The organism is Thermosporothrix hazakensis, assembly GCF_003253565.1.
GTDB classification, from domain to species: domain Bacteria; phylum Chloroflexota; class Ktedonobacteria; order Ktedonobacterales; family Ktedonobacteraceae; genus Thermosporothrix; species Thermosporothrix hazakensis.
Map to the genome: position 1 here is coordinate 111,948 of NZ_QKUF01000006.1, position 26,062 is coordinate 138,009.

At 53.2% G+C, this 26,062-nt stretch carries 24 protein-coding genes; 17 read left to right on the forward strand and 7 right to left on the reverse strand.

What is annotated here, in order from left to right:
* Positions 1 to 215 precede the first annotated feature (215 nt).
* From EI42_RS11205 to EI42_RS11220, 4 genes are all read left to right on the forward strand, one after another.
* Positions 216 to 410 carry a hypothetical protein gene (locus EI42_RS11205; RefSeq protein ID WP_111321887.1) on the forward strand — a complete coding sequence of 65 codons (195 nt, stop codon included), beginning with the start codon at positions 216 to 218 and terminating at the stop codon, positions 408 to 410.
* A gap of 15 nt (positions 411 to 425) precedes the next feature.
* Entirely contained in the window at positions 426 to 962 is a 537-nt protein-coding gene (locus EI42_RS11210) for a hypothetical protein (protein WP_246046527.1), read from the forward strand.
* A 77-nt stretch (positions 963 to 1,039) separates the two neighbouring features.
* The gene (locus EI42_RS11215; RefSeq protein WP_211326122.1) at positions 1,040 to 1,483 is read left to right on the forward strand and encodes a hypothetical protein; all 444 of its coding nucleotides are present in this window, start codon (positions 1,040 to 1,042) and stop codon (positions 1,481 to 1,483) included.
* 102 nt (positions 1,484 to 1,585) lie between these two features.
* Positions 1,586 to 1,774, forward strand: coding sequence for a hypothetical protein (locus tag EI42_RS11220; RefSeq protein WP_111321892.1), 189 nt, complete (start codon positions 1,586 to 1,588; stop codon positions 1,772 to 1,774).
* A gap of 128 nt (positions 1,775 to 1,902) precedes the next feature.
* Here the strand turns inward: EI42_RS11220 and EI42_RS32455 are convergent, their stop codons facing one another.
* The 3 genes from EI42_RS32455 to EI42_RS11230 form a co-directional block, all read right to left on the reverse strand.
* Positions 1,903 to 2,076 carry a hypothetical protein gene (locus EI42_RS32455; protein ID WP_170142547.1) on the reverse strand — a complete coding sequence of 58 codons (174 nt, stop codon included), beginning with the start codon at positions 2,074 to 2,076 and terminating at the stop codon, positions 1,903 to 1,905.
* A 280-nt stretch (positions 2,077 to 2,356) separates the two neighbouring features.
* Complete coding sequence (locus EI42_RS11225; protein ID WP_111321894.1) at positions 2,357 to 3,322, reverse strand: quinone oxidoreductase family protein; 966 nt, start codon at positions 3,320 to 3,322, stop codon at positions 2,357 to 2,359.
* Between the two features lie 209 nt (positions 3,323 to 3,531).
* Positions 3,532 to 6,489: a winged helix-turn-helix domain-containing protein gene (locus EI42_RS11230; RefSeq protein ID WP_111321896.1), complete on the reverse strand. Its 2,958-nt coding sequence runs from the start codon at positions 6,487 to 6,489 to the stop codon at positions 3,532 to 3,534.
* Between the two features lie 275 nt (positions 6,490 to 6,764).
* On the opposite strand from EI42_RS11230, the gene EI42_RS32460 reads away from it, so the two are divergent.
* Together EI42_RS32460 and EI42_RS11235 are read left to right on the forward strand one after the other, a co-directional pair.
* Positions 6,765 to 6,929 carry a hypothetical protein gene (locus EI42_RS32460; RefSeq protein WP_170142548.1) on the forward strand — a complete coding sequence of 55 codons (165 nt, stop codon included), beginning with the start codon at positions 6,765 to 6,767 and terminating at the stop codon, positions 6,927 to 6,929.
* Between the two features lie 59 nt (positions 6,930 to 6,988).
* Positions 6,989 to 8,032: a Gfo/Idh/MocA family protein gene (locus EI42_RS11235; RefSeq protein WP_170142549.1), complete on the forward strand. Its 1,044-nt coding sequence runs from the start codon at positions 6,989 to 6,991 to the stop codon at positions 8,030 to 8,032.
* 549 nt (positions 8,033 to 8,581) lie between these two features.
* On the opposite strand, the gene EI42_RS11240 is transcribed toward EI42_RS11235, so the two are convergent.
* Positions 8,582 to 9,808: a S41 family peptidase gene (locus EI42_RS11240; protein WP_111321900.1), complete on the reverse strand. Its 1,227-nt coding sequence runs from the start codon at positions 9,806 to 9,808 to the stop codon at positions 8,582 to 8,584.
* Positions 9,809 to 10,105: 297 nt separating this feature from the next.
* On the opposite strand from EI42_RS11240, the gene EI42_RS11245 reads away from it, so the two are divergent.
* The 6 genes from EI42_RS11245 to EI42_RS33180 all read left to right on the forward strand — a co-directional run bounded on the left by EI42_RS11245 (position 10,106) and on the right by EI42_RS33180 (position 16,611).
* Positions 10,106 to 11,341: an agmatine deiminase family protein gene (locus tag EI42_RS11245; protein ID WP_111321902.1), complete on the forward strand. Its 1,236-nt coding sequence runs from the start codon at positions 10,106 to 10,108 to the stop codon at positions 11,339 to 11,341.
* A gap of 215 nt (positions 11,342 to 11,556) precedes the next feature.
* On the forward strand, positions 11,557 to 11,844 hold the full coding sequence (locus EI42_RS11250) for a hypothetical protein (RefSeq protein ID WP_111321904.1): 288 nt from the start codon (positions 11,557 to 11,559) through the stop codon (positions 11,842 to 11,844).
* 302 nt (positions 11,845 to 12,146) lie between these two features.
* Positions 12,147 to 12,662, forward strand: a complete 516-nt coding sequence (locus tag EI42_RS11255) for an RrF2 family transcriptional regulator (protein WP_111321906.1) — start codon at positions 12,147 to 12,149, stop codon at positions 12,660 to 12,662.
* Positions 12,663 to 12,686: 24 nt separating this feature from the next.
* The gene (locus tag EI42_RS11260; protein ID WP_111321908.1) at positions 12,687 to 14,246 is read left to right on the forward strand and encodes a hypothetical protein; all 1,560 of its coding nucleotides are present in this window, start codon (positions 12,687 to 12,689) and stop codon (positions 14,244 to 14,246) included.
* A 153-nt stretch (positions 14,247 to 14,399) separates the two neighbouring features.
* Positions 14,400 to 16,187: a protelomerase family protein gene (locus tag EI42_RS11265; protein ID WP_111321910.1), complete on the forward strand. Its 1,788-nt coding sequence runs from the start codon at positions 14,400 to 14,402 to the stop codon at positions 16,185 to 16,187.
* A 142-nt stretch (positions 16,188 to 16,329) separates the two neighbouring features.
* Positions 16,330 to 16,611, forward strand: a complete 282-nt coding sequence (locus tag EI42_RS33180; protein ID WP_174843965.1) for a hypothetical protein — start codon at positions 16,330 to 16,332, stop codon at positions 16,609 to 16,611.
* On the opposite strand, the gene EI42_RS11275 is transcribed toward EI42_RS33180, so the two are convergent.
* The gene (locus EI42_RS11275; RefSeq protein ID WP_170142550.1) at positions 16,602 to 17,849 is read right to left on the reverse strand and encodes a citrate synthase family protein; all 1,248 of its coding nucleotides are present in this window, start codon (positions 17,847 to 17,849) and stop codon (positions 16,602 to 16,604) included. The two genes, EI42_RS33180 and EI42_RS11275, sit on opposite strands and share 10 nt — an antisense overlap.
* A gap of 130 nt (positions 17,850 to 17,979) precedes the next feature.
* Here EI42_RS11275 and EI42_RS11280 point away from each other — a divergent pair, with 130 nt between their 5' ends.
* Positions 17,980 to 19,389 (forward strand): MFS transporter, encoded by a 1,410-nt coding sequence (locus tag EI42_RS11280; RefSeq protein WP_111321914.1) that lies wholly within the window; start codon positions 17,980 to 17,982, stop codon positions 19,387 to 19,389.
* Positions 19,370 to 19,891 (forward strand): isochorismatase family protein, encoded by a 522-nt coding sequence (locus EI42_RS11285; RefSeq protein ID WP_111321916.1) that lies wholly within the window; start codon positions 19,370 to 19,372, stop codon positions 19,889 to 19,891. Before EI42_RS11280 ends, EI42_RS11285 begins: the two co-directional genes overlap by 20 nt.
* Before the next feature lie 348 nt (positions 19,892 to 20,239).
* Here EI42_RS11285 and EI42_RS11295 read toward each other — a convergent pair whose 3' ends face one another.
* Entirely contained in the window at positions 20,240 to 20,992 is a 753-nt protein-coding gene (locus EI42_RS11295; RefSeq protein ID WP_111321920.1) for a carbon-nitrogen hydrolase family protein, read from the reverse strand.
* Positions 20,993 to 21,258: 266 nt separating this feature from the next.
* On the opposite strand from EI42_RS11295, the gene EI42_RS11300 reads away from it, so the two are divergent.
* Together EI42_RS11300 and EI42_RS11305 are read left to right on the forward strand one after the other, a co-directional pair.
* Positions 21,259 to 22,068: a uroporphyrinogen-III synthase gene (locus EI42_RS11300; protein ID WP_111321922.1), complete on the forward strand. Its 810-nt coding sequence runs from the start codon at positions 21,259 to 21,261 to the stop codon at positions 22,066 to 22,068.
* 176 nt (positions 22,069 to 22,244) lie between these two features.
* Complete coding sequence (locus EI42_RS11305) at positions 22,245 to 23,111, forward strand: effector binding domain-containing protein (protein WP_111321924.1); 867 nt, start codon at positions 22,245 to 22,247, stop codon at positions 23,109 to 23,111.
* A 48-nt stretch (positions 23,112 to 23,159) separates the two neighbouring features.
* Here EI42_RS11305 and EI42_RS11310 read toward each other — a convergent pair whose 3' ends face one another.
* Entirely contained in the window at positions 23,160 to 24,197 is a 1,038-nt protein-coding gene (locus EI42_RS11310) for an FTR1 family iron permease (RefSeq protein WP_111321926.1), read from the reverse strand.
* Between the two features lie 1,021 nt (positions 24,198 to 25,218).
* On the opposite strand from EI42_RS11310, the gene EI42_RS11315 reads away from it, so the two are divergent.
* Positions 25,219 to 26,061 (forward strand): PadR family transcriptional regulator, encoded by an 843-nt coding sequence (locus EI42_RS11315; RefSeq protein ID WP_111321928.1) that lies wholly within the window; start codon positions 25,219 to 25,221, stop codon positions 26,059 to 26,061.
* Position 26,062: the final 1 nt, after the last annotated feature.

Below are 26,062 nucleotides of genomic sequence, written 5' to 3' on the forward strand. Positions count from 1 at the left end.
CATTTCTTCCGCTTTTTCTGGGATGCAAGCTGAGCAGTGGAGTCGGGAGGCGCTGTCCCGCGCAAAGTTGAGCGTGTGCGGTGTGATTTTCGGGTGAAAAATGGGGAGTTTTGGGCGATTTGGCAAAATAGCTCGAAAATGATGTCCCCTTTTGCGAAAAGCATCGTATTATTGAGAGTAAGGCGAAATTGTGCGAAAGGAGCTATAGAAACAGCATGACGCTATTGCACCTTCTTCTGGTGTATGTTAGAGTGGTGATGCCTCCGCAGGTGAGCCTCGCCTTGCTGCTGGCCTTGCAGGCCGCTGACAGGCAAGCGAGTATATGGCCGTGGATGCCACGTTTGTCGCTTGCTCCCTGCTTTCAAACACAGAATGGTCTCTATCGTCTGTATCAACAACTGCGAACTTGAGTGGTGAACACGTCTATGATAACTCCTCAGGATATTGATATGTATCTGCAAGCCCTGGCTGAAGAACTGGGTTCGCGTCGAATTGGCAAGCCGGTTCAGTTACTTCTGGTTGGGGGTGCGTATATGCTGTACTTTGTGCGCAATCGTTCGGTGACGAAAGATGTCGATGTTGTGCCGGTGAGCTTTCCCGACACGATGAACGCGGATAAGGAGACGAAGGCTTTTCGTTCGGCTGCGAATGCGGTTGCACGCCGGTTTGGTCTGCGGCGGGATTGGGTGAATGATGTGGTTGCTGCGTTTGCACCGGAGCCCGGGCCTACGACGCTCTGGCGCGATTATGGGGCCTTGCAGATCTATGTTCCCGATGCTGCGTATATTCTGGCGTTGAAACTGCTTTCCGGGCGTGATCGTGATGCTGATGACATTGAGGCACTCTGCGAGATGCTGCATATCGAGACGCGTGAGCAGGCTCAAGAGCTGGTTGATCGTTATGCTGACAGTGCATGGCAGTACGAGTGTAATCTTCAAGCAACACTTGATGATCTTTTTTAGTACTGCCTGTGGCTACCCGTCTTCTCATGATATAATGAAAAAGAAGACAGGAGGTGAAAGCAATGCTGTGGCCTGAGATGGAAACTATCAATGATGCATTTCAACGTATAGTGTATGGGGAGCGCCTCTGGACGGCAATTGGTGATTTTCTGAATTACTGGCACGTCTATGCAGCGGATCGGCGGGAGCAGCTTGTACAGCAGCCGCTGGTGCTGCCTCGTGAGATGACACCCGAGGTGCGGCGCTGGGCGGCCTTTTGTGCAGCGACCGTTGAGTATCTCTGTGAGCGCTTTGAGGTGCCCTGTCCGGCGTGGGTACATCATCCTGTGTATACGCTTCCAGAGCCCTGGTATACGGGTCTCGGTGCGAACAAGGAACATGTGCAGGCGCGTCTGCGGCAGGAGGCTCCCGAACCATTCCGCAAACGGAACGTGTTCTGTCGCGAGCGCTCTTTCTCGACAAAGTACGAAATTGCAGCAAAAGTGCAAATCATGGCTGTACCGCAGCCCGAGCTTGTCTGACAGAAGGCGTAATCAGGAATCTGTCTGCTCGTTCATTATTGCACTTATACGCGAGCGAAGATTTCAGTGAGCCAATCATACACCAGTGCCGAGGTATAGGCAATGGTGTTCAGGCCACAGTGGCCGTCGGCCTCTGCCTTCTATCTGCACTATCAGGATACGTATGTCCTTGTGCGCAGCATCTTTCGAGAGGCTATTGATGCACTGGTGCTGCATCTGGAGCACCCGCAGGCAGGCCCGGGACGCGTTGCCCTCGGCGGTCCGGGCCCGGCTTTTCGAGCACTTTGTTGACCGTGCGCGGATGCATCGGGCTTTGTTCGGGAAAAAAGGAAGCACATGGTTTATTGTGGGAGATGCAGGAAAAATGGGGAGAATTGAAGGCAAGAGGCAACAACGTCCTCTCACCTTCGTGCATCTGGCTACTGCTTTTCCGGGTCAAGTGCTTCCTGCACTTCTGCCTCAATCTGACAGAGAAAGTCGATCAGCATTTCGACCTGCTGAGGATAGAGTTCATACTGGCCCTGTGGCGTGATAAGAAACAGCTTGCCGTCGCGCCAATCACAGGTCACTTCGCCGAAGTTGATAAGTGCCATGCTTTTTCCTCGCTTTCTTCTGGCTTGTTGTATGCTCTCTTAAGTACAAGAATGAGAGGGCAGAAAGGATACAGTTGAGGAAAAAGTGGCTAGCGGAGGAATCTTAATATGTTTTTAATACCATCCCGCTCACTTTCTGCTATACTATGACTGTCCAATTTTCATCCACACGAAACATTTTCTGATGTGGTCGCTCAACGCTCGAATTGGGCGACCTCTTTTTCTGTTGTGGGATGCAGTAAGGACGAGAAGAGGCAAAATCCCCTTCTCTGTGAGATGGCTATGGTTTGATAACCAGGCGAGCGTTATTGCTATTCTGGCGCATCCAGACCTCTTCAATGGCAGAAAGCGGTGCTTGCTCGGCCTCGATGTGGAGCTTGCCCGTCGTGGCATACTCAACAAAGTGAGGGATCTCGGCAAAAACTCTTTTCGGTGAGATCGTGCCCCCGCCGCTACCGGAGATTTCGAGCCCCGAACTGCGTAAGACGGCTGCGGGAAGCGAGATGGTCGGCCCGGCCATGCTACCAATTTCAATCAGGCGTACCCGGGGAGCAGCGTGTGTCAGCCCTTTGCGGGTAAGCGCCATGATGGTTTGCTCGGTTGGATGCCCGTACAGGTAGTCGAGGATCACGTGAATTCCTGTTTCACCGGCAGCTTGCATTAAGGCGTCGCGGTACTCCTCGTCGGAGTTCCCAAGCGCAATGATGGTATCTGCTCCAAGCGCAGGCAGCGTGTTCAGGATTTGCTGATTGCGGCCAACGGCGATGATTTTTCCGGCACCGAGGTGTTTCGCGATCTGGATAGCCAGCTTGCCTGACGAGCCGGTCGCGCCGAGGATCAGGATAGTTTCACCTGGCTGTATCTGCGCTCGCCATTTTAGCGCGAGCCAGCCAGAGAGGCCGGGATTGAAGAGGGCAGCAGCCGAGACATCATCAAGACTTGCGGGAAGTGGCAGACAGGCCTGACGGGGAACAACCGCACGTTCGGCCAGTGTTCCATAGGGCGGGCGTGTCATGCCGAAGTAGACGCGCGTTCCGTCTTCAAGCTGTCCGACGCCATCGATGCCGGGAATGAGTGGGAGAATATCTGTACTACCGTAGTGGGTGCCATTTGCCAGCGCTCGAACGATAGGATGAATACCGGCGGCACGTACATGTACCAGAACATCGCCTTCGGTCAAGGTGGGTTCAGGAAATTCTTCAAAGCGGGGTGTTTCGCCAAAAGCATGAATAACGGCAGCTTTCATAGCACATTCCTTTCTGAATACGCATTTGTATACAAGCGCATAAAGAGCGCAAATCTTAATACGATTTTTATTGATCTTTTTACCGGATCGCGATATGCTTGAAGAGCACTGACAAGCAGTATGTTCCTGCTGTGTCTCATGAGGGAAGTATAGAGGCCTGGGAAGGTTTTTGTCCCCCAACGGAGGTATGGTTTTTGAGGATGGGATTGCTACTCGTCAATCAGCTTGAGCTCGCGGGCTCGTGTTACGGCCTGCATACGTGTGCTGACGGCCAGCTTACGATAGATATTCATAATATGCCATTTGACTGTGCTGAGGGCCAGAAACAGCGCTCTGGCTATTGCATCGTTTGATTTGCCACTTGCCAGGAGCTGAAGAATTTCCAATTCTCGCTCTGTAAGCGCTTCGGGTAAGGGAGCTGGGGCTTCCTGGGAACTCAGCATGAGAAGCTTGCGGGCATAGCGTACCACTGTTGGGCTCGTGAGAAGGCGAGCCGTGAGGGAGTGTGAGAGGAGGTCTAGAAGCGGTTGTTCCTCGTCCAGAAAAAGACGTATAAAGCCTTCCGGGGCGGCCAGATCCAGTGCCTCTGTCAGCAGGTGTGCTGCCTGTTCTGGCTGGTTGTGTCGCTGCTCGAGCAGTGCAAGCAGAAGGTCCGCTTCGATAACAGTGCGCCAGCGCTTGAGCTCGCGGGCTGTTTGCAACATCGTATGCAACAGTGTGTGAGCGGCTGTATCGTTATTTTGGGCCATATAGATGCGTGCAAGTGTGAAGTGGCTGAACTCGATCAGTGGAAACGGAGGCTGTGCCTGCTTGAGAGATGCAACATAGGCTTCACTCCACTGTTTGGCTTCAGTATGCTGCCCACGCACCAGCAGTATACGGGCACGGCATGCCTGTACCTGCCAGGCGGTATGAGGGGCAAGCCGATCAAGCAACGACATTGCCGTCTCTATGGTTTCGTCGGCCCGCCGGGGCTCGTCAAGCTGCTCATAGACGCGAGCGAGCGCGATATAGCCATCAACAACGATTTCCGGGTACGTATAGGGGCGGTCCAGTGTAAGCCCGGTCTCAAGCATCTTGCGGGCACGTTCTGGCTGGTTCCACTCGCGATAGAGATCACCCAGATGCAGGTAGGCCCAGTGGGTAAATGAGATGAGATTTGGCGGGGTGATGCGTAGCGCTTCCTGACACGTTCGCTCAATTTGATGCAAGCGGCCCTGACCAAGCTCTTTCAAGGAGCGGTTTTCCAGCGCGAAGGAGGCTATCAGGTAGTTCCCATGACGCAGGCTGGAATGAGCCAATGCGGTGAGCTTCTGAAGTGCTTCATTGCTCCCTCGAAAGAGCAGGTCTATTGCTTCGTGAAGCAGTGTGGCGATATCACGCCAGATGGTCTGATGTGCTGGCAGGAATTGGAGCGCCATAGTGCTGTGCTCCATTGCCTGTTGAGGCGTGCCTTCTTGTATCAGGAGTATAAGGGCCTGGAGAGTTGCCAGCTTCCCTTGTTGAGCTTTTTCGGCTAGCTGTGCTTGCTCAAGACGTTGCAATGTGGCACTTGCCTGCTCGATTTCACCTGTGATGAATTGCGCCAGACCAGAGGCAAGGGCGAGGTTCGGGTGATCATCGAGCAAGATATGCGGGAGCTTATGAAGCCATGCAAGCAAGGTTGTTGTTTCACCCCGTTGAAGCATCAGTTCTGCTTCTGCTTCAAGCAAAGCGGCAGCCAGTGGATAAGCCTGAGCAGCCTGAGCATGTCGAATCGCGTCCTGCGTCTCGCCTTGAGTTGCAAACCAGCGGGCGGCGCGTTCGTGGCTCCGCGCCAGAAGTGCTGAGTCTTGTTGTGCAAGCCGCTCCCGGAGCGTGTCGGCAAAAAGATGATGATATCGATACCACTGCTGGTCGAGCGCGACAATGAAGAGATTCGCGGTCTCAAGCTTTTCGAGGGTCCGCTGTCCATCACTACGGCCCGTAATCGCGTCACAGAGCGGTCCGCAAAGACGAGAAGCGACAGAAGTGAGAAGGAGAAATTCCTGTAACTCGGGTGGCTGCTCGTTCAGCACTTCATCTATGAGGTATGCTGCAATATAACGATTGTGGAGAGAGCGATTCTGCTCGTCAAATGTGTGCAGATAGGTGTCGATATCGGATTGATGCCGAAGCGAGAGGGCGGCAAGCTGCAAGCCAGCAACCCAACCCTCAGTTTGTGCTTCCAGTGTCGCAACTTGCGTTGGCGTCAGATGCAGTCTCATCGTTTGTTGAAGGAACTGCGCTGCCTCGTTTTTTGTGAAACGAAGATCTGTTTGCTCGATCTCTGCGAGCTGTCCACGGACATAGAGCCGTGTGAGCGGCCATGCAGGTTTGGTACGTGAGATGACAACCAGTCGCAGGCTATCAGGCATATGCTGAATAAGGAAGAGTAGCCCGGCGTCAATTTCGGGGGTCGTGGCCAGAAAGTAATCATCAAGCACAAGGAGCAGTGGTTGTTGTGGTTTGCTCAATGCGTTGATAAGGGGCATCAGTAGTTCGTCGACTGGCGGGAGAGGTAGCATTTGAAGCGCCTGGAGGGCTTCACGTGCGGTTCCCGGGACGATACGCTCGATTGCGTTGAGCAGATAGTACCAGAAGCGGGTGACATCCTGCTCGCTACTTTCCAGGGAAAGCCAGGCGAGCCGCCAGCCTTGCTTTTGAAGGCGCTCGCCTGCCTGGGTCATTAGCGTAGTCTTGCCCGAGCCTGCGGGGCCAGTGATGAGCGTGCAGGGACGTTCGAGAGCTCGCTGTAAGGACTCAAGCAGACGGGGGCGTGGGACGTATTCTGATAGCAGGCGCGGGATAGCGAAGCGCGTTGTGATGAGAGGGACAGGTTGCGGTACTGGGTGCTCGGGATGCATATGCAGCAATTGGGATATTTTCTGCATATGGGCGGCGGTCAGGTCTTTGGTACGTCCGAGATAGCGCTTATAGAGCCTGCCCTGCATGCGCCTGTACGCGTACCAGTATTGGCCGCCAGGACGCTCCTCGCGGCGTGCGCTAAAACGAAATGGAGGTTCTTGATAGGTGAAAGCGGTGTGTTGTTCGACCCAGGTAAACCAGTCGGCCGTGTCCAGGGCAATCGGTTTCGCTTCTGAAGCTGGATAGAGTAATCCCTGTGTAATGTATGGGTAATGTGGCATAAGACCTCCTCATTGTGCGCTTTGAGGTATCGTACCAGATCTCTGGGTAACTTTCCAGAGTGACCCATCCTCGCTTGCAGTATTGCTCGCTGAAGATCCTGTGATAGAGGAAGAGGCCATGATTTTCCTCTTAACAAGCTTGATATCGTTATTGGCAGGTGGTAAGGTAGAAGAAGTCCACTGTGTTGTGACGGAATGAGGGCGATACGAAAATTTCGCCTGAAATCCCGTTGCTTTCTCAGGATGGTATACGTTTTCTACTGCAAGGGGAAATAATGCTTGATAGCTTTCTCGTTCAAGCAGAGAGCCCTCTTGAGCTACCGGGCTGTTCCTCGGGAAGTGATGCCTGTGGACAGGGTGGCGCTGACACGCTATGCGATGGTTTGAGCGCCCTGACGAAGCAGGAACTGACCCTGCCGGGTTGGAGAACGGCAGAGTAACGGAGTTGTGCTCTGTATATCGAGATGCAAGAATAAAATCATTGGAGAGAGGTTTTTTCATGGCCTTGCGTTTCATTCAAGCTGGATTGGGAGGTTGGGGGTATAGTTGGGCCCGCGATGTCCTGATGAAAAATGAGCAGGTAGAGCTGGTCGCTTGCGTTGATATCAGTGAAGAAATCCTGCAACGCGTGCGGACCGAACTTGGTATCCAGCAGACATTCACCTCATTGGAGGAGGCGCTTGATACCGTCGAAACAGATGCGGTGCTGATTACATCGCCGTTGCCCGCACATGCTCCTCTGGCTCTCACAGCCCTGCGAGCAGGAAAGCATGTTTTACTTGAAAAGCCATTTGCCGCGACGATAGAGGAAGCGCGCCATCTGGTAGAGGTCGCTGAGCAGCAGAACGTGATTCTCGCAATCAGTCAGAACTATCGTTTCTATCCGGCGGTGCAGGCCGTCAGGAAGCTGATTCAGAACAATACGCTCGGTCCCGTTGCATCCGTCAATCTGGATTTCCGCCGCTATGATAATACAGCTCCGGTTGAGACGTATCGTCACTATCATATCTGGCAGCCGTTGCTCGTCGATATGTCGATTCACCATTTTGACCTGATGCGCTATGTCCTTGGCCAGGAGCCGACGCAGATCAGTTGTACTACCTGGTCGCCGTCCTGGAGCCGTTATAAAGAGGACCCGGCTGGCGCTGCGACTATTTCCTTCACGGGAGGCGCGATCGTATCGTATCGCGGTAACTGGGTCAGCACCGGGCCTGAGACACCGTGGGCCGGTGAATGGCACATGGAGTGCGAGCAGGGTGAAATCGTGTGGACCTCGCGTGGAGCCGGTCCAGAGGATGAGCGTGTGACTGTCCGCCCGCGTGGCAAGCGCCCGTATGGCCTGCGCCTGCCCGAAGTGTCAAAGCAGGACCGCCACGGCAGCCTGACGAGCTTTATTCAGGCCGTTCAGACAGGTGAGGAGCCGAGTATCTCCGGACGAAACAACCTGCCTACTCTGGCTTTGATGTTTGCCTCGGTTGAGGCTGCAACTTCCGGCAAGCCCGTGACGTTTGAGCAGCAATCAACAACCATATCTCAACAGTAAACGTTGAGCGGAGGAAAGCGTATAGATTGACAATTGCATCTATACGCTTTCTCTGCGTTACCCTCTTTCCACAAAAAGTATATCCATGCACCTGACGATGGAGCGCCCGGACATCACGGCTCTGATTGGCAAGCATGGTGATGTTGTCATACAGGGACACCTGTGCTCACTCCCTCTTTGAACGTACTCATGATCTTTTGCTCCTTATTTATGAGGAAGCTATACGTCTTTTTGTTGCCATTCATTATCACTGCCTGAACGTGCGGGCGCATGATCTCAACGGTTTGAGCTGGCGCAAAAAGAGGTATTCGACGGGTGAAGACTACAGGTGGAAATGAGTAGCTGTTTTTGCTTAAACTGATTGGATAGTTGCACTCGTCTTCGGGGGCTGCATAACCTTCGGTGACATTTTTATGTATCCTCTATCCGGAGCAAGTATGTTGCCTATCGTAGAGAGCAGCCCCCAAGTGCGGGCTTCCGCGTGAAAAGATGTTGCTCTCATAAGAGTCGAACGGCGCTGCAAGCAGGGACAGCGCCGCTCTCGTTCCCTTATTGTTGTAGCCACTCTTGAGCGGCCTTGATGACGTTATCCTGTTCGGTATAGAGTTCGGCCCAGTTGATAGTGACCTCCTGATCGGGCGCGATGGGCCCTTCGTAGACCCGTCCGGTACGATCGGCGTCATTCGCGACGGTCAGGTAGAGCTGTGCGCCATCGCTCAGGATTTCAAGCGTGTTCGCTGTTGGCAGACCATAGGTGCTTTCACCAAAGAAGCGCGTTGATGGGCGTCCGTGGAAGGCGATTGCGACCGCTTCGCCAGAACTCGCCGTCAGGTTACTGGTCAGCACGGCGACGGGCGGTAGTGGCTGCTTGAGCCGGTAGGGCTGCTGGACCTGAGCAAGCATGTAATCGTCGCTCATAGCTTTGCCCTCCTGATATATCCAGGTGCCGACCTCCTTCCCGTGACTAACGAACGCGCCCAGCTTTCCTTCACCCAGAATGGGCCCAATACCGGCGAGCATCGGCCAGCAGTTACCACCGATATTATTGCGCAGATCGATAATCCATCCTTTAATAGTGTATTGCTGATCGAGCTTACGAATTTCGTCATGCACTATATCTGCATAGTGCTGTTCCATTGTACCACCTATCACGGCTGGGAGTTCGATATAACCGATGTCGGGCTGAACAAGTTTTCCCCACGGGCGCTTGTTGCTCTCGTATGGCTTGAGCGCAAGCGTGACCGTGTAGGGTTGCTCATTGCGAGTCAGCGTAAGTGTGGCTGTCCCGGGGTGTTTCTTGAGGCTGTCGCGGATCGCATCGGAGTCGTCGCGATCGAATCCGTTAATCTGTGTCAGCACATCGCCGCGCCTGATCTGCCCTGAGGCGTCGGCGGGGCTATCGGGTAGAATATCGGTGATAATGCCATCCCGCGTCATACGCAGGCCGAAGGGGTTGCCATGTCCATGCTGCTGTTTCCGGGCCGCCTGAGGATCAAGGAAGAAGCTGTGATGGTCACCGAGCTGCTCCAGAAGCCAGCGGATAGTGGGGTAGGTATCGGCAGTTGTCCGGGCGTTCTGAATGCGGTTCATGGCTTCCTGCCGGATTTGAGGCCAGTTCAGCTTGTCTGAGTTCACCGAGTTGGCCTGGATGTAATCAAGGACGAAATTGAGGTAGTCGGTTGCTTCCTTGCTTGCGGGAGCGCTCCGGGCGTGGACCGGGGTCAGCGTGCTGCAAGCAAGCAACAGGAGCAATGCAACGCCTGTGAGGTACTTCATAGGTACGTCCTTTCCATCTGAATACTACCACTACTTATATAGTGTACTCGCAATGTGTTGCATTTCTATAGCAAAAATGGCAGAAAGCAGTCTCTTTTTTCTAAACATATTGAGTGCAGTGGGATGAGCTACTTCAATCTCTGATTTGAGAAAAAGCATGCGGAAAAATCAATAATTCGAGTGATGTATTTCTGCTGTATTCGGACTAAACTCTTGATAGACGTTGCATAAAACATTTTGCTTCAGGATGAGTAATGCTACGCTCATGCTTGTTTTGCTTGAAAGGGGTCATATCATATGGATTATTCTGGATTTCGTGTACCTGGAGAATTTGAGAAACAACGAGCTGTGATGATGATCTGGGCGCAACATGAGAACATAATCGGTATGTCGCATCAACCGCTGCATGTGGAAATGGTACGGGCAATCGGTGCGCACGTACCGCTGATTATTGTTCCCGGACCTGGCTTGCATACTGCGCATGATATCCAGCTTTTGCTTGAAGAGTGTGCTATACCTCTGGAGAATATCACCTTTCTTGCGATTGAGTGCGCGGCGGTATATCCCCGCGATTTTGGGATAGAAGTCATGATTGATGATAGAGGAAATGTGATACATGTAGATTGTGATTTCAGCATGTATGGTTATATGCCTGTATGGGACCGGCGCTGTCGCGTTACGGAGCGCTTCGACCGTCGGACCGCGGAGTATCTGGGAATCACTGAGAGCGTAATGACGCGTCTCATCAGTGAGGGAGGAGATCGCGAGTTCAACGGGAAAGGAGTGCTGATGACGATTGAAGAGACAGAGGTGTGCAAGCGTAATCCCGGGTGGACAAAGGAAGAGGTGGAGCAAGAGCTAAAGCGTATCTTCCAGCTAAAGAAGCTTATCTGGCTCCCGAAGGGCCTGCATGAGGATGAGAGTATGATGAGTGGACCTATTCCGGGACCGGATGGGCAGCTTAATGCTTATCGTGCTGCTTCTGCAAATGCACATATAGATGAATTTTGTCGTTTCGTCGCCCCGGATACGATTCTCCTGGCAGAGGTGACGGAAGAAGAGGCGCGTCGAAGTCCGCTGCTGGCGCTCAATAAGCCGATGCTCGACCAGGCTTTCGAGCTTTTGCAGCATGAGACCGACCAGGATGGGAAGCCGTTTCGTATTGTCAGGATGCCAGTTCCAGAGCCTGAATATTATATGGTCAAGGCGGGCGATGACATCTATGAAGTGTATCAGGAATTAAAACGTTTTTATAAGGTGATGCAGGACGGTTCCGAATTCCCCTCCGGTTCCTCTTTTCCGGTTGTGCCTGCCGCGAGCTATTGTAACTTTTTAATCACAAATGGCCTTGTTGTCGGTCAGCACTACTGGGAGCCGGGAAAGAGTGAGCTGATCCGCGAAAAGGATAAACGGGCAAAGGAGGTACTACAGGCCCTCTTTCCTGAGCGAGAGGTAGTAACGCTTCCAGTGACGGCGCTTAATCTTGGTGGTGGCGGCATCCATTGCAATACACGACACATCCCGGCCTGGTAGCAAACAAGCAAATAGTGGGGCCTCCAATACAGGGGGCTCCTCTCCCGGACACAGGTGTCAGCCGCTCCGGCGGATACTGTTTCTTCCACTATTCTGGAACATTGTTGAATATGCATTCGTGATATGAGAGAAGAGAGGATCTGCGATTTCAAGTGTTTCCGTAGCAAACCTCAACACTATCCCTCGAGCTGAAATAGAGCGCGAAAGGAACAACAATGGAATTACGGGATACACTCCGAGTCTGTTTACAAGCGATCCTGAGCCGCTGCCCTCATTGTATGATAGAGGCCGACAAGGAGCTATTAGGGAGGGATGCGTTCGAGCCGCGTCTGCTTCCTGTAAAAGATGTTATCAGATGGTATGAGCAGGAAGATCCGAGCATACTTGAAGAGATGGCCTGTTTGCGGGTCGATGCTCAGCGTTGCGAGATTGCACTGTGTGATCGCTGTCTGGAACCGGTTTTTCGGATCTATAAACGGGACAAGGCGGCGTGCCAATCGTAATGACAGGGGAGCTTCTGGTGTCTACGATCACTGGCATCAGCGAGCCTGTTTGTTCTAGATACGAACAAATGCGATAGCAATTCCTTGTCGTTAGTGGTACGTCATAAAATATACGTAGTAAAAAAGAGGAAGTCCTTTTTTCTCCTTTATGGTAGAGCCTCTTGTATCCAATTCCTCTCCTTTCCCCACTTTTGAGATATCATACAGGCCATCAAGGGAGACATTGCGTTTGCTATCCGGACAGGCTATACTGATCCTGGATACCTGTTGTCCTGAATAGATCTGACAGAGGAAGGAACGCAATGAGACTGAGTGAAGGGGTTGAATGGGGCATTCATTGTACTATATCGCTTGCTGGCTTGCCGGAAGGCGCCACCTTACCGACAAAGGCCCTTGCAGAGAACTATGGGCTTTCAGAGACGTACCTTGCCAAGCATCTACAGGCGTTAGCGAATGCAAAAATACTGGAATCGGTCCCCGGGCCGAAGGGTGGCTATCGGCTGGCACGGCCTGCTGAGCAAATCACGTTGCTGGATATTGTCGAGGCGATCGAGGGGCGCGAACGAGTGTTTCGCTGTACCGAGATTCGCCAGCGTGTGCCTGTGCAGTTGCCTGATTCGCTCTATCGGATGCCCTGTGAGGTGCATGTGGCGATGTTGCGAGCTGACAGGGCCTGGCGAGAAGCGCTGCGCTCTCAGACGGTTGCTGAAATAATCGCTAACTATAAACAGAGGGTTGCTGCACAGCTACGGCAACCAGGCGAGCAATGGATTGCTGAACGGATACGACATGCTCCTGAGAAAAAGGAGCGCTCATAGCCGCTTTCAAGAAAGGGCAGGGATGTGATTGTATCTTCAAATGGCTTTGCAAATGGATTTGAGGGTGATCGTGACTCCTCATTGGTAAGCCTGAAAAATGGGAAATTGCAGTATAGGATGTATGCCAATGAGGGCGAGAGCGAGGCTATCCATACTATTCCCGATTTTTCCTACTGCGGCTATAGAGGCGGCGGCGTACGGCTTCCTCAGCTCCCGGTCCGGCAGGTGCTTACCCCGGTGCCTGGTGACAATCGAGCACGCATTCAGCAGGCTATTGATGCGGTTTCGAGCTTGCCTGCCGATAACGATGGCTTCCGCGGTGCTGTGCTCTTGAAAGCAGGAACGTATACTGTAGATGGGCCGCTTTTTTTGCGAACTGGCGGTGTAGTGCTGCGTGGCGAGGGGCAGGGGCCCACCGGTACAGTTTTAATCGATACGTTGAGGGAGCAGCATGACTTTATTCAGGTAGGCGTGCTGAAGAAGAAGAAACCCTGGAAGCCGCTTAAGGAGACGCGTCAGCCAATCACTTCGCCTGTGGTCCCGACTGGTGCTCGGCGCTTTGCGGTGACCTCAACGGAAGGTCTGAAGCGGGGTGACAGGATTATTGTGCAGCGTACACCCGATGAGGCCTGGATTACCGCTCTTGATATGGCACAATATGGCTGGAAAGCGGACATCTATAAAGTCGGGTATGAACGCGTCATTACCGATATCGCAGAAAATACACTTTTGATCGATGCACCGCTTGTGCAAGCTATCGTGCACAGATATGGTGGCGGGATGATCTTCAAGTACACTGTGGAGCGTATCAGTGAGGTGGGAGTGGAACATCTACGCCTTGAATCGGTTTATGGGAGTGAGACTGATGAGGAACATGGCTGGCAGGCGATTTCGATGAATTGTGTAGAGAACGGATGGGTTTCGGGTGTCACGGCGCGTCACTTTGGCTTTGCGGCGGTCGGCCTGAATACGTCGGTGCAGCAGGTAACCGTGCAGGATTGCGCCTACCTTGAGGGAAAATCGAAGATTCGCGGCGGGCGGCGCTACTCTTTTTTCATCGATTCAACAAGTAGTCGTAATCTCTTTCAGCGTTGCTATGCATCCAGTGGGCGGCATGATTTTGTAACTGGCTCGAAAGTTCCCGGGCCCAATGCCTTCGTTGATTCTTTCGCGGAGCAAGCGCACAATGATACAGGGCCCCATCATCGCTATGCAACGGGGATTCTGTTTGATAACGTCAGCGCGCCTCTGATGCGCGTCTGGAACCGAAAAGCGATGGGGTCGGGGCATGGGTGGGCGGGCGCACAGGTGCTTTTCTGGAACTGTCATGCCGAGCAAGAGATGTGCGTTGATAGCCCACCGGGAGCGCGTAACTGGGCAATTGGCTGTACAGTGGGGAAAAGGAGTGGAGCGGGATATTGGGAACGTATGGGGCAGAAAGTGAGCCCGCGCAGTCTCTATTATCAGCAATTGCAGGAGCGACTGGGAGCGGCGGCACTGGATAATGTAATGCTTCCTCAACAGAAACGAGGCTCTATCTGGGAATTACTACAGGTCTGGGCCGGCAATGGCTTGCTCTCCTGAGTGGACGCAGCGGCTGCTATCTTATGCCTCTTCATCTGCGTCTCTCTTGACATAGGAGCGCTCTGGATACCCCAATATGTCTGTTCCCTTGACAGGAACACGGGAACATCTTTATACTGTTCCCAGATGCTATAAAGAGGAGGAGCGCGTGCTATGGCGAAGGTCTTAGGTTGGGTACTTCGGCGCTGGCAAGAGGAGCTTGAACCGGTGATCCGACCGGCTACAGTCGCTCAAGAGGCCGAATTGCAGGAACTCTGGGAGCGTGAACTGAACTGGTGGAAGCAAGGGCGCGGGTTGGAAGGCGATTCCTTGCGCAAACCGATCACACAGGTACGGAACCTGATTCGAGATTTACCGGTAACAGAAGAAAATAGTTGGTTTAACCCGCGTACGAAGGAGCGTGAGCATATCGCGCTGAAGGTGTTTAACCTGTCTGAGGGTGAATGGGTACGCCTGAACGATCGCAGTCGTGGGGTAGCTGAAACGCGGTTGGAACATCAACAATTGCTGCAAGATCCTGATACGATCGTGCAGCGTGCGCTTGCATTATTGCTATCGGATGAATGGCCTGATCTGGTGGTCGGAATCGCGGTTTGCACAGGGCGGCGACTTGCGGAGATCATGAAGACGGGCCGTTTCGCCGTGAAGGAGCCATATACGGCCTGGTTTTCGGGGCAGGTCAAGGGGCGCACGCGCTTTGATGAGCGGTATGAGATCCCGACGCTGGCTCGCGCTTTTCTGGTCGTAGACGCGGTCGAGAAGCTTCGTTCTCTGGTTGATTGCTCTGAACTGGAAGTGGAGCAGGTCAGCCAGCGCTACGGGCGAGCAGTCAATGAGGCGGTCGATCAGCACTATGGCGATCTCATTCCGGTGCGCGTGACCCGGGAGAAATTGACCGTTCACGCCCTACGCGCTGTGTATGCGCAAATTGCTACCTTCTGGTATGCACCACCTACTGTTGCTTCTATTACGTATATGGCACAAATTCAGGGACACCGTTTTGTGCTGGAACCAGAGGCTGAGTTAGAGGGTGAGCCCGCTGGAGAGGTCGAGCAGGTGCGGCGCAATTATGCCAGCCATGCCCATTATGCCGATTATAAGATTGCGGACCGCAACGGGAATATTGATGGAAGGCAGGGCGTCAAGCTTGACCAGCCGGGCGTGACGGTGCTCGATGTCTTTCGCAAAGAGGCCGGAATTGAGGAGCCGCAGAAGCCGTCGCGGCGGAAGCGCAAGAAAGCGTCCGAGAACAAGACCGGCTATTCGTCGCTCAAGCCGCGCGTTGCTACACGTGATTGGGTCGACGAAATTCGTACAGAGCTTCAGAATCGCCTGGGACATGAGGTGAGCGATGATGAGGTGTTGCGTCATCTGCTGGTTGCCTATGTGCAGGGGCGTACTGCTGTGGAGACGGCTGCACCGCCGACCTCTATTGCGCTTGACACGCTTGACGTCCCGGCTCAGACGCGTGAGCTATTACGTGAGGGAATCGCGCTCTCGGGAGCTGCTGATGTGCTGTCGTTTCTGGTGGCGGCAGGCGAGCGAGAGGCGCGGCAGTTGAAAGGGCAGGCGCGGCGGCACGATCAGGAACGCTATGCGGCCATGCCAACCTCTCAGTTGATTGGTATGAAGGTCGTGGAGGCGGCGAATGAGCGCTTTCGCCGTGCCGTCTGGACGCTTATGCGCTGGAATGAGCAACACCGCCCGCTTGAGCGCTGGTATATCACCACGCTGTCCATACAGAAGCTGGTCGGTGGGCGTAAAGACGCGATTAAAACCTATCTCGACGCGCATCGGGAGGAGATTGAGGCGCATCATCGCGAACTCGATATTCGGCCCTCTTACAATCGAAAACCTGAGGCGATTCAAGATATGATTCAGGTTCCGGAGGAAGCGGAGGCGTTCCCGTGGGGTCATGCACCTGCCGAGAGTGCTGATTAGGTTCTAGCGTACATGCGCAGATTTCATGTTCGACATGGAGAACAGATATGCGCCGCGAAGCACTATAAACTGATGGGGCTGGATGGTCAAATCTCTGAAAGCTCGATGCCGGGCGGATATACAGATGAGAAGCTCGGCATCTATGGACGCCTGGATTGCCTGGCGCGTTGCGATACGTCACACGAGGACAGTATGTCGAGCACAGGGTCTTTTCGCCAGCGAAGAGGTTGCGATTGAGGCCGGCTTTCGACCCTGTGGCGTTTGTATGAAAGAGCGCTATCAGCTCTGGATGCAGGCGGTAAGCCGCACGAAGGACGGAAAGGAGCAATGCAAAATCTACCGCGAGCTGCTTGCACGCTACCTTGAAGCGATCCCGCGGGTTGCGCTCTGGTTTCGCGAAAACGAAGTGCTGTATCAGGGTTGAATTCCGATATAACGGGCACGTGGCCTGATTTCTTGCTTGCTCTGGTATTGCTCCAGCGCGTGCCCGATAATGCCCACACTTCGGGCCAGCGTGAACAGCCCTGAGATCTGCTCGTCTTCAAGCCCGAGCACCATGCCGAGCACTGCATAGGCAAGGTCCATGTGGGGATGCAGACCAAGCTGGCGCTCTACCTCCTCGATAAGTGTCCATGCAAGCTTGATGACGGGCTCAGCCGGATAGGCCTCTCGCAGCATCTGAAGCAGCTTGATCGGTCGTGTGTCGCCAACAGGGAAGAGGCGATGCTGAAAGCCCGGGAGCCGCTCGCCCTGTTTCAGATAGGCCTCAAGTACCGTGAGAGGGCCTCGGGCGCGTTGTGGTGCGCAGACCTCGCGTAAGAACTGAAGTGCCCGTAGATAGCGCCCACCCCCATTGATACCGTGAAACGCCGCCAGTGCAGCCTGCATAACCGCATACAGTGGTGCATTGGTTGAGCTGACACAGCGGGCCGTGAATGCCGGGACGGTCAGTTCGTTGTCGGCGTTGAGAATCAGTGCTGCATTGAACAAACGAGCAGCCTCTTGATGATCCGGTGCCCAGGCCTGTTGAAGTGTTTCGGCAATGCTTGCTTGTAAGCTGTTGATCCGGGAGAGACAGGCCGTGAACAACCAGAGAAAACGCGTCCCTGTCTCGATGATTGCTTCAGGCCGCATATTATATGCTGCGAGATCCCCGGCGGCCAGACGGGGCAGTGCAGCCTGAAATTGCTCAAGCAGGGGCAGATCGCAGAGGAACTCGCTGGTATAGAAGCGCCTGAGGAGCTGTAGCATCTCTTCCCCTGGTTTCTGCTTTTGAAAAAGATCTTGCGCTGTATACCCCTCTTGCTCTTGAAACCCCCAGAGAAGCGCTGCCACCTGTTCGATGGTATGAGTTTCGGCCAGCGAAATGGCGTCCTGCCCACGATAATACACATGATCATCTTTGATGAGCGTCAACGCCGAATCGAGGACGGGATCACCCCATTGTAATGCCTGGCTTGCTGCTTTTTCAGGGTTACGACGCAGCTCCTTGCGCTCTTTGAGCCGGTAAATATCTTCCGCAAGATAGGCCCGCGACTGCCGTGAGCCGCCTGATGCCTCTGAGCGAATTTGTCCCCGACTCACATATGCATACAACGTCTTGAGATTGACCCCTAGCTCTGCTGCCGCTTCTCGTGCGCTCAGATATCGTTTGGTGCTCATGGTTCTCACTCCTTTCTTCGGTATCATACACTATGTTGATTGAAAAATCAACCAGTTGACTACTTATTGGTTGTGCCATATACTTTGAGGCAGGGAAGACGAGAGGCAGCTATGAAAGGAGTTATGGCCTATGTCTTTACGTCAAGTGGTGGTGATCGTCCTGGGGGTGCTGCTGAACGGCTTAAATTCGTCGATGATAGCAGTAGCCCTGGTACCGATCAGCGCCACCTATCATGTCAACTCACAGGCGACAGCCTGGCTGGTTTCCGGGCTTTATCTGGCGACCTCGGTAGCGCAACCGACAATGGGCCGCCTGGCTGATTTGCTCGGACCAAAACGCGTCTTCTGTTTCGGATTAGTGCTGACGGGTCTTGCAGGCCTGGGTGCCTGGTTTGCTCCTGACCTCGGTTGGTTGATTGCTGCGCGGGTCGTTCTGGGGATCGGCACCTCTGCCGCGTATCCTTCTGGACTTGCCCTGGTGCGGCGTAACGAGAGGGATGGCGAGGGTATCAGAACATCTGTTGTTCTGGGCGCCATCACGATTTCAAGCCAGGTTTGCACGGCATTTGGGCCAAGCGTGGGCGGGTTCCTCATCACCTGGTTTGGCTGGCAGTCAATCTTTCTGGTAAACGTGCCGGTGACGCTGCTCGGGCTGCTCGGGGCGCTGTTCTGGCTTCCGGGCGATCAGCAGGCGATCAGGGGTAATCTCAGGAGCGTGCTGAGGAGTCTTGATAGTCTCGGCATCGCTCTTTTTTGTGCCATGATGATCGCGCTGCTGTTCTTTTTGATGCGTCTGAGTAGCGGCATTGCATGGGGGCCACTGGTGATTGCTTTGCTGGCAGGAGGCCTGCTTTTCTGGCGTGAATGGCGCTGTACGACGCCCTTTATTGACATCCGGATGCTGGCGTCTCACGGAGGGCTTTTAATGACATACGGGCGCTATATTGCAACCTATCTGGTGTTCTACTCGGTGTTTTATGGGTATTCGCAGTGGCTCGAGCAGGGGCGAGGGCTGGCACCGGATATGGCGGGACTGGTAATGTTGCCTGTCGCGGCTGTGGGAGCGCTGACCGCCGCCTTGATGACAAAGAAGCTTGTCATCTGGCGCGGGCTGCTTGGAGGTGCGTTGTTTATGCTGATCGGGACCGGACTGTTGCAGCTTGCCGGGAGCACGGCATCTCTCTGGCTGCTGGCTCTTATAGCTGCGGTTCTGGGTATCCCAAACGGGCTGAGCAACGTGAGCAATCAGAATGCGCTGTATCTGCAAGCGCCAGCCTCACAGATGGGGGCGGCGGCTGGCCTGCTCCGCACATCGCAATATGTAGGCGCGATTCTGGCATCGAGCCTGATCAGCATAAATTATCATCAACAGGCTACTGATGCTGGCTTACACCACCTGGGGCTCTACCTGACAGGAGTCAGTATGCTGGTCTTGATCGTCGTGCTGATTGATCCGAAATTGCGGGCGCTGTCTGATCATCTCGTGAAGAAGGTATCTACGCAGAAAGGAGAAAAGGAATATGTCCGTTCAACTCGATAGAAAGACGGCTCTTGTTTTGATCGATTTACAGCAGGGCATTGTGCGTTTTCCGACTGTGCCGCATCCGGCTGATGGAGTGGTGGAGAACGGAAGACGGCTTGCGGAGGGCTTTCGTGCACGCAATCTTCCAGTTGTCCTTGTGCGTGTGATAACCGGGCAGATCGGCCCGGAGCAAGCGGAGCTGGTGCTTGAGAAGCATAAAGAGGATATTGTGGTGACAAAACATAGCTGGGGCGCATTCATCAATACGGAATTGGATGCGCAATTGCGGGAGCGCGGGGTGACGACGATTGTGCTTGGCGGCATCGCGACGGCTATTGGTGTGGAGTCGACGGCGCGGGAGGCGTACGACCTCGGCTATCAACTGATCTTCCCTGAGGATGCAATGACCGATAGAAGCGTTGAAACGCATAAGAACAGCGTACAGAAGATCTTTCCCCGTATGGGGCAGGTTGTGACGACAGATGCGGTGCTTGAAGCGTTAAAACAGTTTGATGAGTAAGCGGGGCTCCGTGGGGGCCCCTTTCTTTTTTTCTGGCACATCCAGGAATGCGGGCATCCGGGTCCCCATCTGGCAGGGATGACGCCAGATATTGTCAGAAAAGGAACGCCATTTTGCAAAAAGGATGACATACTCGATTATATGACTCCACTGCCTGAACTGTAATGCGGCCTGGGAAGCCAGATAGCGTACCATACCAGGGAGATTCTTTGTCCGGTGGGTTGCTCTCGAGCTCTATTACTGAAATAGGGCAGGCTGAATAAAAAAAGGAGAGGTTTTCTCTATCAGAAGTATGCAGTATTTCAGGAGAGAAAGAGCTATGAAGGGGCTCCTTCTCTCACAGAACGATTATTCCTGAACGTCGCGAGGGTAGGTTTTCTTTGCCTGTGCGCTTACTTCCAGATCGATTTCTGCTGTAACAAAGGGAGTTTGATGGGATGTCTCGGCCAGGATCTCACCATCTGGATCAATAATCAGGCCTCGGCCACCAAAGAGCTGATTGCCAGCATGATTCGACGAAATGACGAAGGCGCCCGAGGAGATAGCGGCCATGCGCGGTGCAACCTCCCAGCGTGCATGAGGAGGTGTGGCGCGTGGTACTGCCAGGATATTCACTCCCTGTCTGCCATAGTGGCGGGCCCATTCTGTGAACATGACCTCGGTGCAGATCATGAAGCCGATAACCATATCGCGAACGCGAACGGGCGTAAAGTCCTGCGGGCTGCGATCGAACCAGCGGCGCTCGTAAAACAGGTCTTCGTCAGGGAAATAATATTTATCGTGAACGCCGGTGTAGCCGTGCTCTGGGGTCCAGACGAAGCCCCGGTTGAGATGTCGCCCTTCTTCGATTAGCAGGTGCGTGCTGAGGACAGTAGCAGGAGCCAGCTCCGGCAGGCGTTTCATCATGGCATCGTGCTCTTGCTGGACCCTCTGCCAGATGGTCGCGTCAAAGTCGGGCGTGGTGGCAAACCAGGACGAGAACGGTAGCTCGGGTAAAAGAACCAGATCACTCTTTTGTTCTTTGACATAAGCTACCAACGCTTCCCAGGCGGCTTCAAAGGTACTACGCTCGTCCGGAAGTTCGCAAACGGTCACGCGCATGTCTCTTTACTCGCTTTCCTTGTTCTAAAGCATTATAATCTGAACCACATCATACAATATCTATGGATACGAAGGAAATAGGACGATTGGCCAGTTGCTTTCCGGAGAGAAGAAAAAGCCTGATAGATGCAGAGATACTGAAATGGGAAGGGGAGAGCATTCTAGTAATAGCGTATTTCCGGATGGCTGCTGTACGCGGTACGACAACAGAGGTTATACTGTGGATAAACAGAAGTAGTGTTGTAACCAGACAAGGAGGTTAGCACATGGTGGGTTTCCATGAGGCGACGGTTGCGCTCCTGGAATCGCGCATGTCAGACGAGATGGCGAATCTGATCCGTCGCTTTGGAGGAACGCCGTACAGCGTAGCGTCTGTGCGTGAGCTCCCCGTGCAGGATGAGGGTCAGATTGAGGCTTTCATCCGCTTGCTGCTTGATAAAGAGGCAGATATTGTGATTTTTTCGACCGGGAAAAGCGCTTCGTTGCTATTGCAGGCGGCTGAGGAGCGCGGTCAGCTTCCAGCGCTGTTGGAGGCGTTGCGACAAATGCAGGTGTTCTGCCGTGGTCCCAAGCCGTATGCAGTGCTGAAAAAGCATGATGTCCCGGTCGCATTGCAGGCTCCAGCTCCCCATACAACTGAGACATTATTAGAGGCTATGAAGGGGCTTGAGATGCGGAGTAAGCGTGTGGCATTGCTCCATCATGGAGAACGAAACGAGGCGCTGGTTCGGGCGTTGCGGGAACGCGAGGCAGCAGTGAACGAACTCTGTCTCTATGTCTGGCAGCTTCCTGAGGATACCGGGCCGCTTCGGAAGCTGGTTCACGAGCTGATAGCGGGTGATATACATGCGATCGTGTTTACCAGTCAGGTGCAGGTGCGGCACTTGCTGCTGATCGCGCAAGAAGAGGCACGGGAGAATGAACTGATACAGGCGCTTAATGAGCGGGTCATTGTTGGCTCCGTGGGTCCTGTCTGTACCGCTATGCTGAATCAGTATGGTGTGAGACCGCATGTCGTCCCGGATCATCCCAAGATGGGGCATCTGGTGAAGGCGCTGGCTCAGTATATGGGGTAGCGATTATCACATATTGTAGAAAAAGCATCTGTTTATTCAAAGAGCAATAGGGCGTGGCATGCTTTCGCAAGAGGGAAGCATGCTGTATTTTTTTCTCTTCTTTCTTTCTAAAAAGAGCACGGATTATCAAGCGAAGCGCTGCGGTATCTGGGAAAATGGGCACAGGGAGGGCAACGATGGATTACTTTCGACGAATACAGAACGCGATTGATTTTATAGAGGAGAATTTGCAGGAAGAGTTGAAAATCACTGATATTGCCTCAGCCGCCTGCTTTTCAGCATTTCATTTTCAGCGACTTTTTCGGGCTATATCGGGATTTTCTGTCTATGCCTACATTCGTGAAAGGAGGTTGACGGAAGCAGCAAAAGCGTTGAGAGAAACAAAGAGAACGCTTTTGGATATAGCGATTACTTATCAATATGGATCGCAAGAGGCCTTTACACGAGCATTTGAGCGTTATTTCTCGTGTTCTCCGTTGGCATATCGCAAGATGGATGTGCCTTTGAGGGGGAGGGAGCGAGCCCGCTTTCTGGATTATCGGCAGTATATGAGAAAAGAGGTTACGATGCACAAGCCTGAAATACTTCTGTTGGATGACATACAGCTTGTTGGTCGCGAGTACAGAACGACGCTGGATAGCGATCAGTATTTCCGGGACATTCCCCGATTCTACAAGGACTTTGGCGCTAACGAACACTATTTACGTATTCCGAACCGGGCAAAACCCGATCTGGCATATGGCGTGGCGTGTCATTTTGCGGATGATGAGTCCTTTTCTTTTCTGATCGGAGAAGAGGTATCAAGCGTTGATCCAGAGCCGGTTGAGGGCCTGGTTCCCTTTGTCGTTCCCGGGGGAAAATATGCAATGTTCAAGGTTGGTCCGCTGGATGAGGCGCAGGATGTACGACGCTATATCTATGGGACGTGGTTGCCTCATTCTCATTATGAGCGAAGAGAGGGGCCCGATTTTGAGGTAACAGACGTCTGTCACAATTACTTCTCGAGTGGAGTGCATGTGATTATCTATATACCGCTTCAATAAATAAAAAGAAGAGGATGAGCGAGCGCCCACCCTCTCCAAAGACTGTCTTTATGCACCGGTTGCGTTGGCTGTGTCTGCTGGCGCAACCTCGGCTGTACTCTGCTGACGAAGCGCTGCGAGCTTGCGCGGTCGCCAGATCTGAACATATTGCGAGACGAAGTAGGAGCCGATGACCAGAATTGCGGCAACCGCCTGAGCACAGAGCGATTCTACGTTTGGGAAGACGGCGAACCAGACGCCCATCCACTCGGGAATGGGAAGATTGACCGGCGTTGTGGTAATCCAGTGGGCTTGTTGCAGCTCCTGAGCGCTCTCGCCGACCATCACAATAAGCACCATACCAAGCAGGATACCAGTAAAGATCAGCATTTTCTTGTAGGGGAGCTTCTGATTTGCCAGGAAGGTGAGACAGCCGACGATGATCGTGAAGAACAGGCCGACAGCAACCCCTTCAAGGACGACCAGAGAGCCGACCTGAAGCCGCAGACTTTGCAGGAACAGCACCACTTCAAATCCTTCACGATAGACCGCCGAGAAACCGAGCAGAGCCAGACCAAGCATCGTGTTGGTCGGTTGCTTCTCTGCCTGCCCGACAAGCTCGCGGCGGCGCTTGTTATGCATGGAGATCCAGCCTGTCCAGTAAATCTTATGGAAGAACCAGTTCATGATGACGAGGAGAACAACAATGGCAAGCAGGCCCGTTGCCGCTTGAATATCGAGTGCAGGAGCATTGATAGAGCTGATAACAGCGATTGCAATAAACCATGTGGCAATTGAGGCGATGAACGCGATACCGGCGCCTGCTGCAATAGGGCGGCGGTACCCCTGTTTTTTGCCAACGAAACTCGCGGTAATGGCTGCCAGCACCAGAATTGCTTCAAGCCCTTCACGGAAGACAAGCAGGCCGGTGTTCAAGATGACTGCACCTTCACTCAGGTGTGCGGCTGTAGGATCAGGGACGCCACCGGCATTGATACCCTGCCAGACAAGCGCGCCGACAATGATAAGACCGGCAACAAGCAGAACAAGTTGAAATACGGCCTTCCAGGGCTTGTTTGTAAAATAGTTCTTCAAGAAAGCGCTCATTTTTTCGTTTCTTCCTCTTACCGTTTATGATCCTGTGCCAGAAGCTCCTTTGACTCCTGGCGAACATCCGACGATCGAATACGACAACCGTATGTGATGACGTAAATATGTGCGCTTCTGAATACTCCATAGACAGGATCGAAGCGCCTGTGTGTATAGCCTCAGCTTTTGAACCGGCTGAAAGCATCTAGGTGATGTCCGGACGTGCTTCAGGGAGTTTGAGGTTACTCTATACCTCTCTCTTTGGTCCGACTTTCTCTTCGGTTCACTGATATCATACCTGACAGGTCGGATATTAGCAAGACCTAAAGTGACCAATTTTTCCCATTTCTGAGAAGAAACTGAGAAATTACTGAACCCTATCTGTGGGCTAAACACGCTACAGAAGCGCGTTCAGCATTATTATAAATAGCAAGAAAAAGATGTACGCATTTTGGAGAATATGTCAAGCTCTTTGCTGGAAAAAGAGATACCTGCCTGTGGTATAGTGATTTGTGCTATAAATAGCAATATGTATGGAAGAAGTAGACTTTTACACGTACAAGTTCGGTTTCTGGCAGAGCTCCACGCTATGCACCGGCTGTCGGTGAGTATCGGAGCATCTGGGAGCAAGAAGGCGAGCATATAATTGCTCAAATGGAGGAGGCAAGCGGCCTGCTCATGTTAGAGCACGAGATTGAAGCAACCGTTTATGAGGGATAAGCTATTCGCATCCGTTGCATCTGAGTGACTATCCGTATGATGTGAAAAAAGGCGACACTCATTCATGAGCTCGGGCATTGCTTGCTTGTTTGGAATAGTGAACGCTTCCGCTCCGAATGGCGGTTTCGGAAGTCTTTAGGGCTGGAAGCGTCCGACGCGGGGCAACCTGCGTAGAAGCCCCGCTCTTCTAGGGCCGGAGTACTTCACAAGATAGGACCCTTGACAGCAGGGCCGCCGGTAGAGTAAAGTATGTGAAGTATCAACAAACTGGTTTGGGCAAACCAGTCAGAGCAAATCTGTACAGCAAAGGGAGGATGTTATGAGCTATCGTCTGGTAATCCTGGGTGTGCTGGCTGAACGGCCTCAATATGGCTACGAACTGAAGCAGAGCATCGCACGTCAGCACTTTGCGGATTATATCAGATTGAGCGGTGGCGGGCTGTACTATCATTTACGCAAACTGCGTGAAGAAGGGTATATAGAAGAAGAAACGGTAGAGCGGGAGGGAAATTATCCTGATCGGCACATCTATCGCATTACCGAGAGTGGGCGCTCATATCTGTTCGAGCTGCTTCGGAACGCGCTGGACGACGCCGAGGCTCGACGTACCTATGACCCGATTGATGCCGCGCTTGCCTTTGCGTTTCTGCTTCCACGTGAGGAAGTGCTTGCTCGCTTGCAGCATCAGCTAGATATGATGAATGCTGCGTTGATTGCAATGGAAGCCACGCAACGGTTTCATCGCCGTGTCGTCGAGCAGGCGCATAAAGAGGCTGATAGCGCTGCGAGAAGTGAGAGCCTCTACGCACAATTGATGATTGATCACAATGTTGTGCGGCTCCAGGCTGATATCTGGTGGCTGCGCGAAACGATTCGGCGTATTCAGGGTGACAGCCGCTATGAGTGGCGAGAAAAGCAGCACTCTACGGCCAGTGAAGCCTTGCGAGAGGCATATGACACGTTCAATGCGGATATTGCGAAGGTGGAGAAGGCTCATGCTGCCTACGTACGGCAGTTGGAGCATGCATGGGAGGAGTTCGAGCATTTGCTTGCGTCTGGTGTGGATGCGGAACAGGCTCGGGGCGGCTATCAAATGCGCGTTGATACTATCGAACGTGCCTATCAGGATGCTATTCACATGCTTGATCCCGATCTCTCCTGAA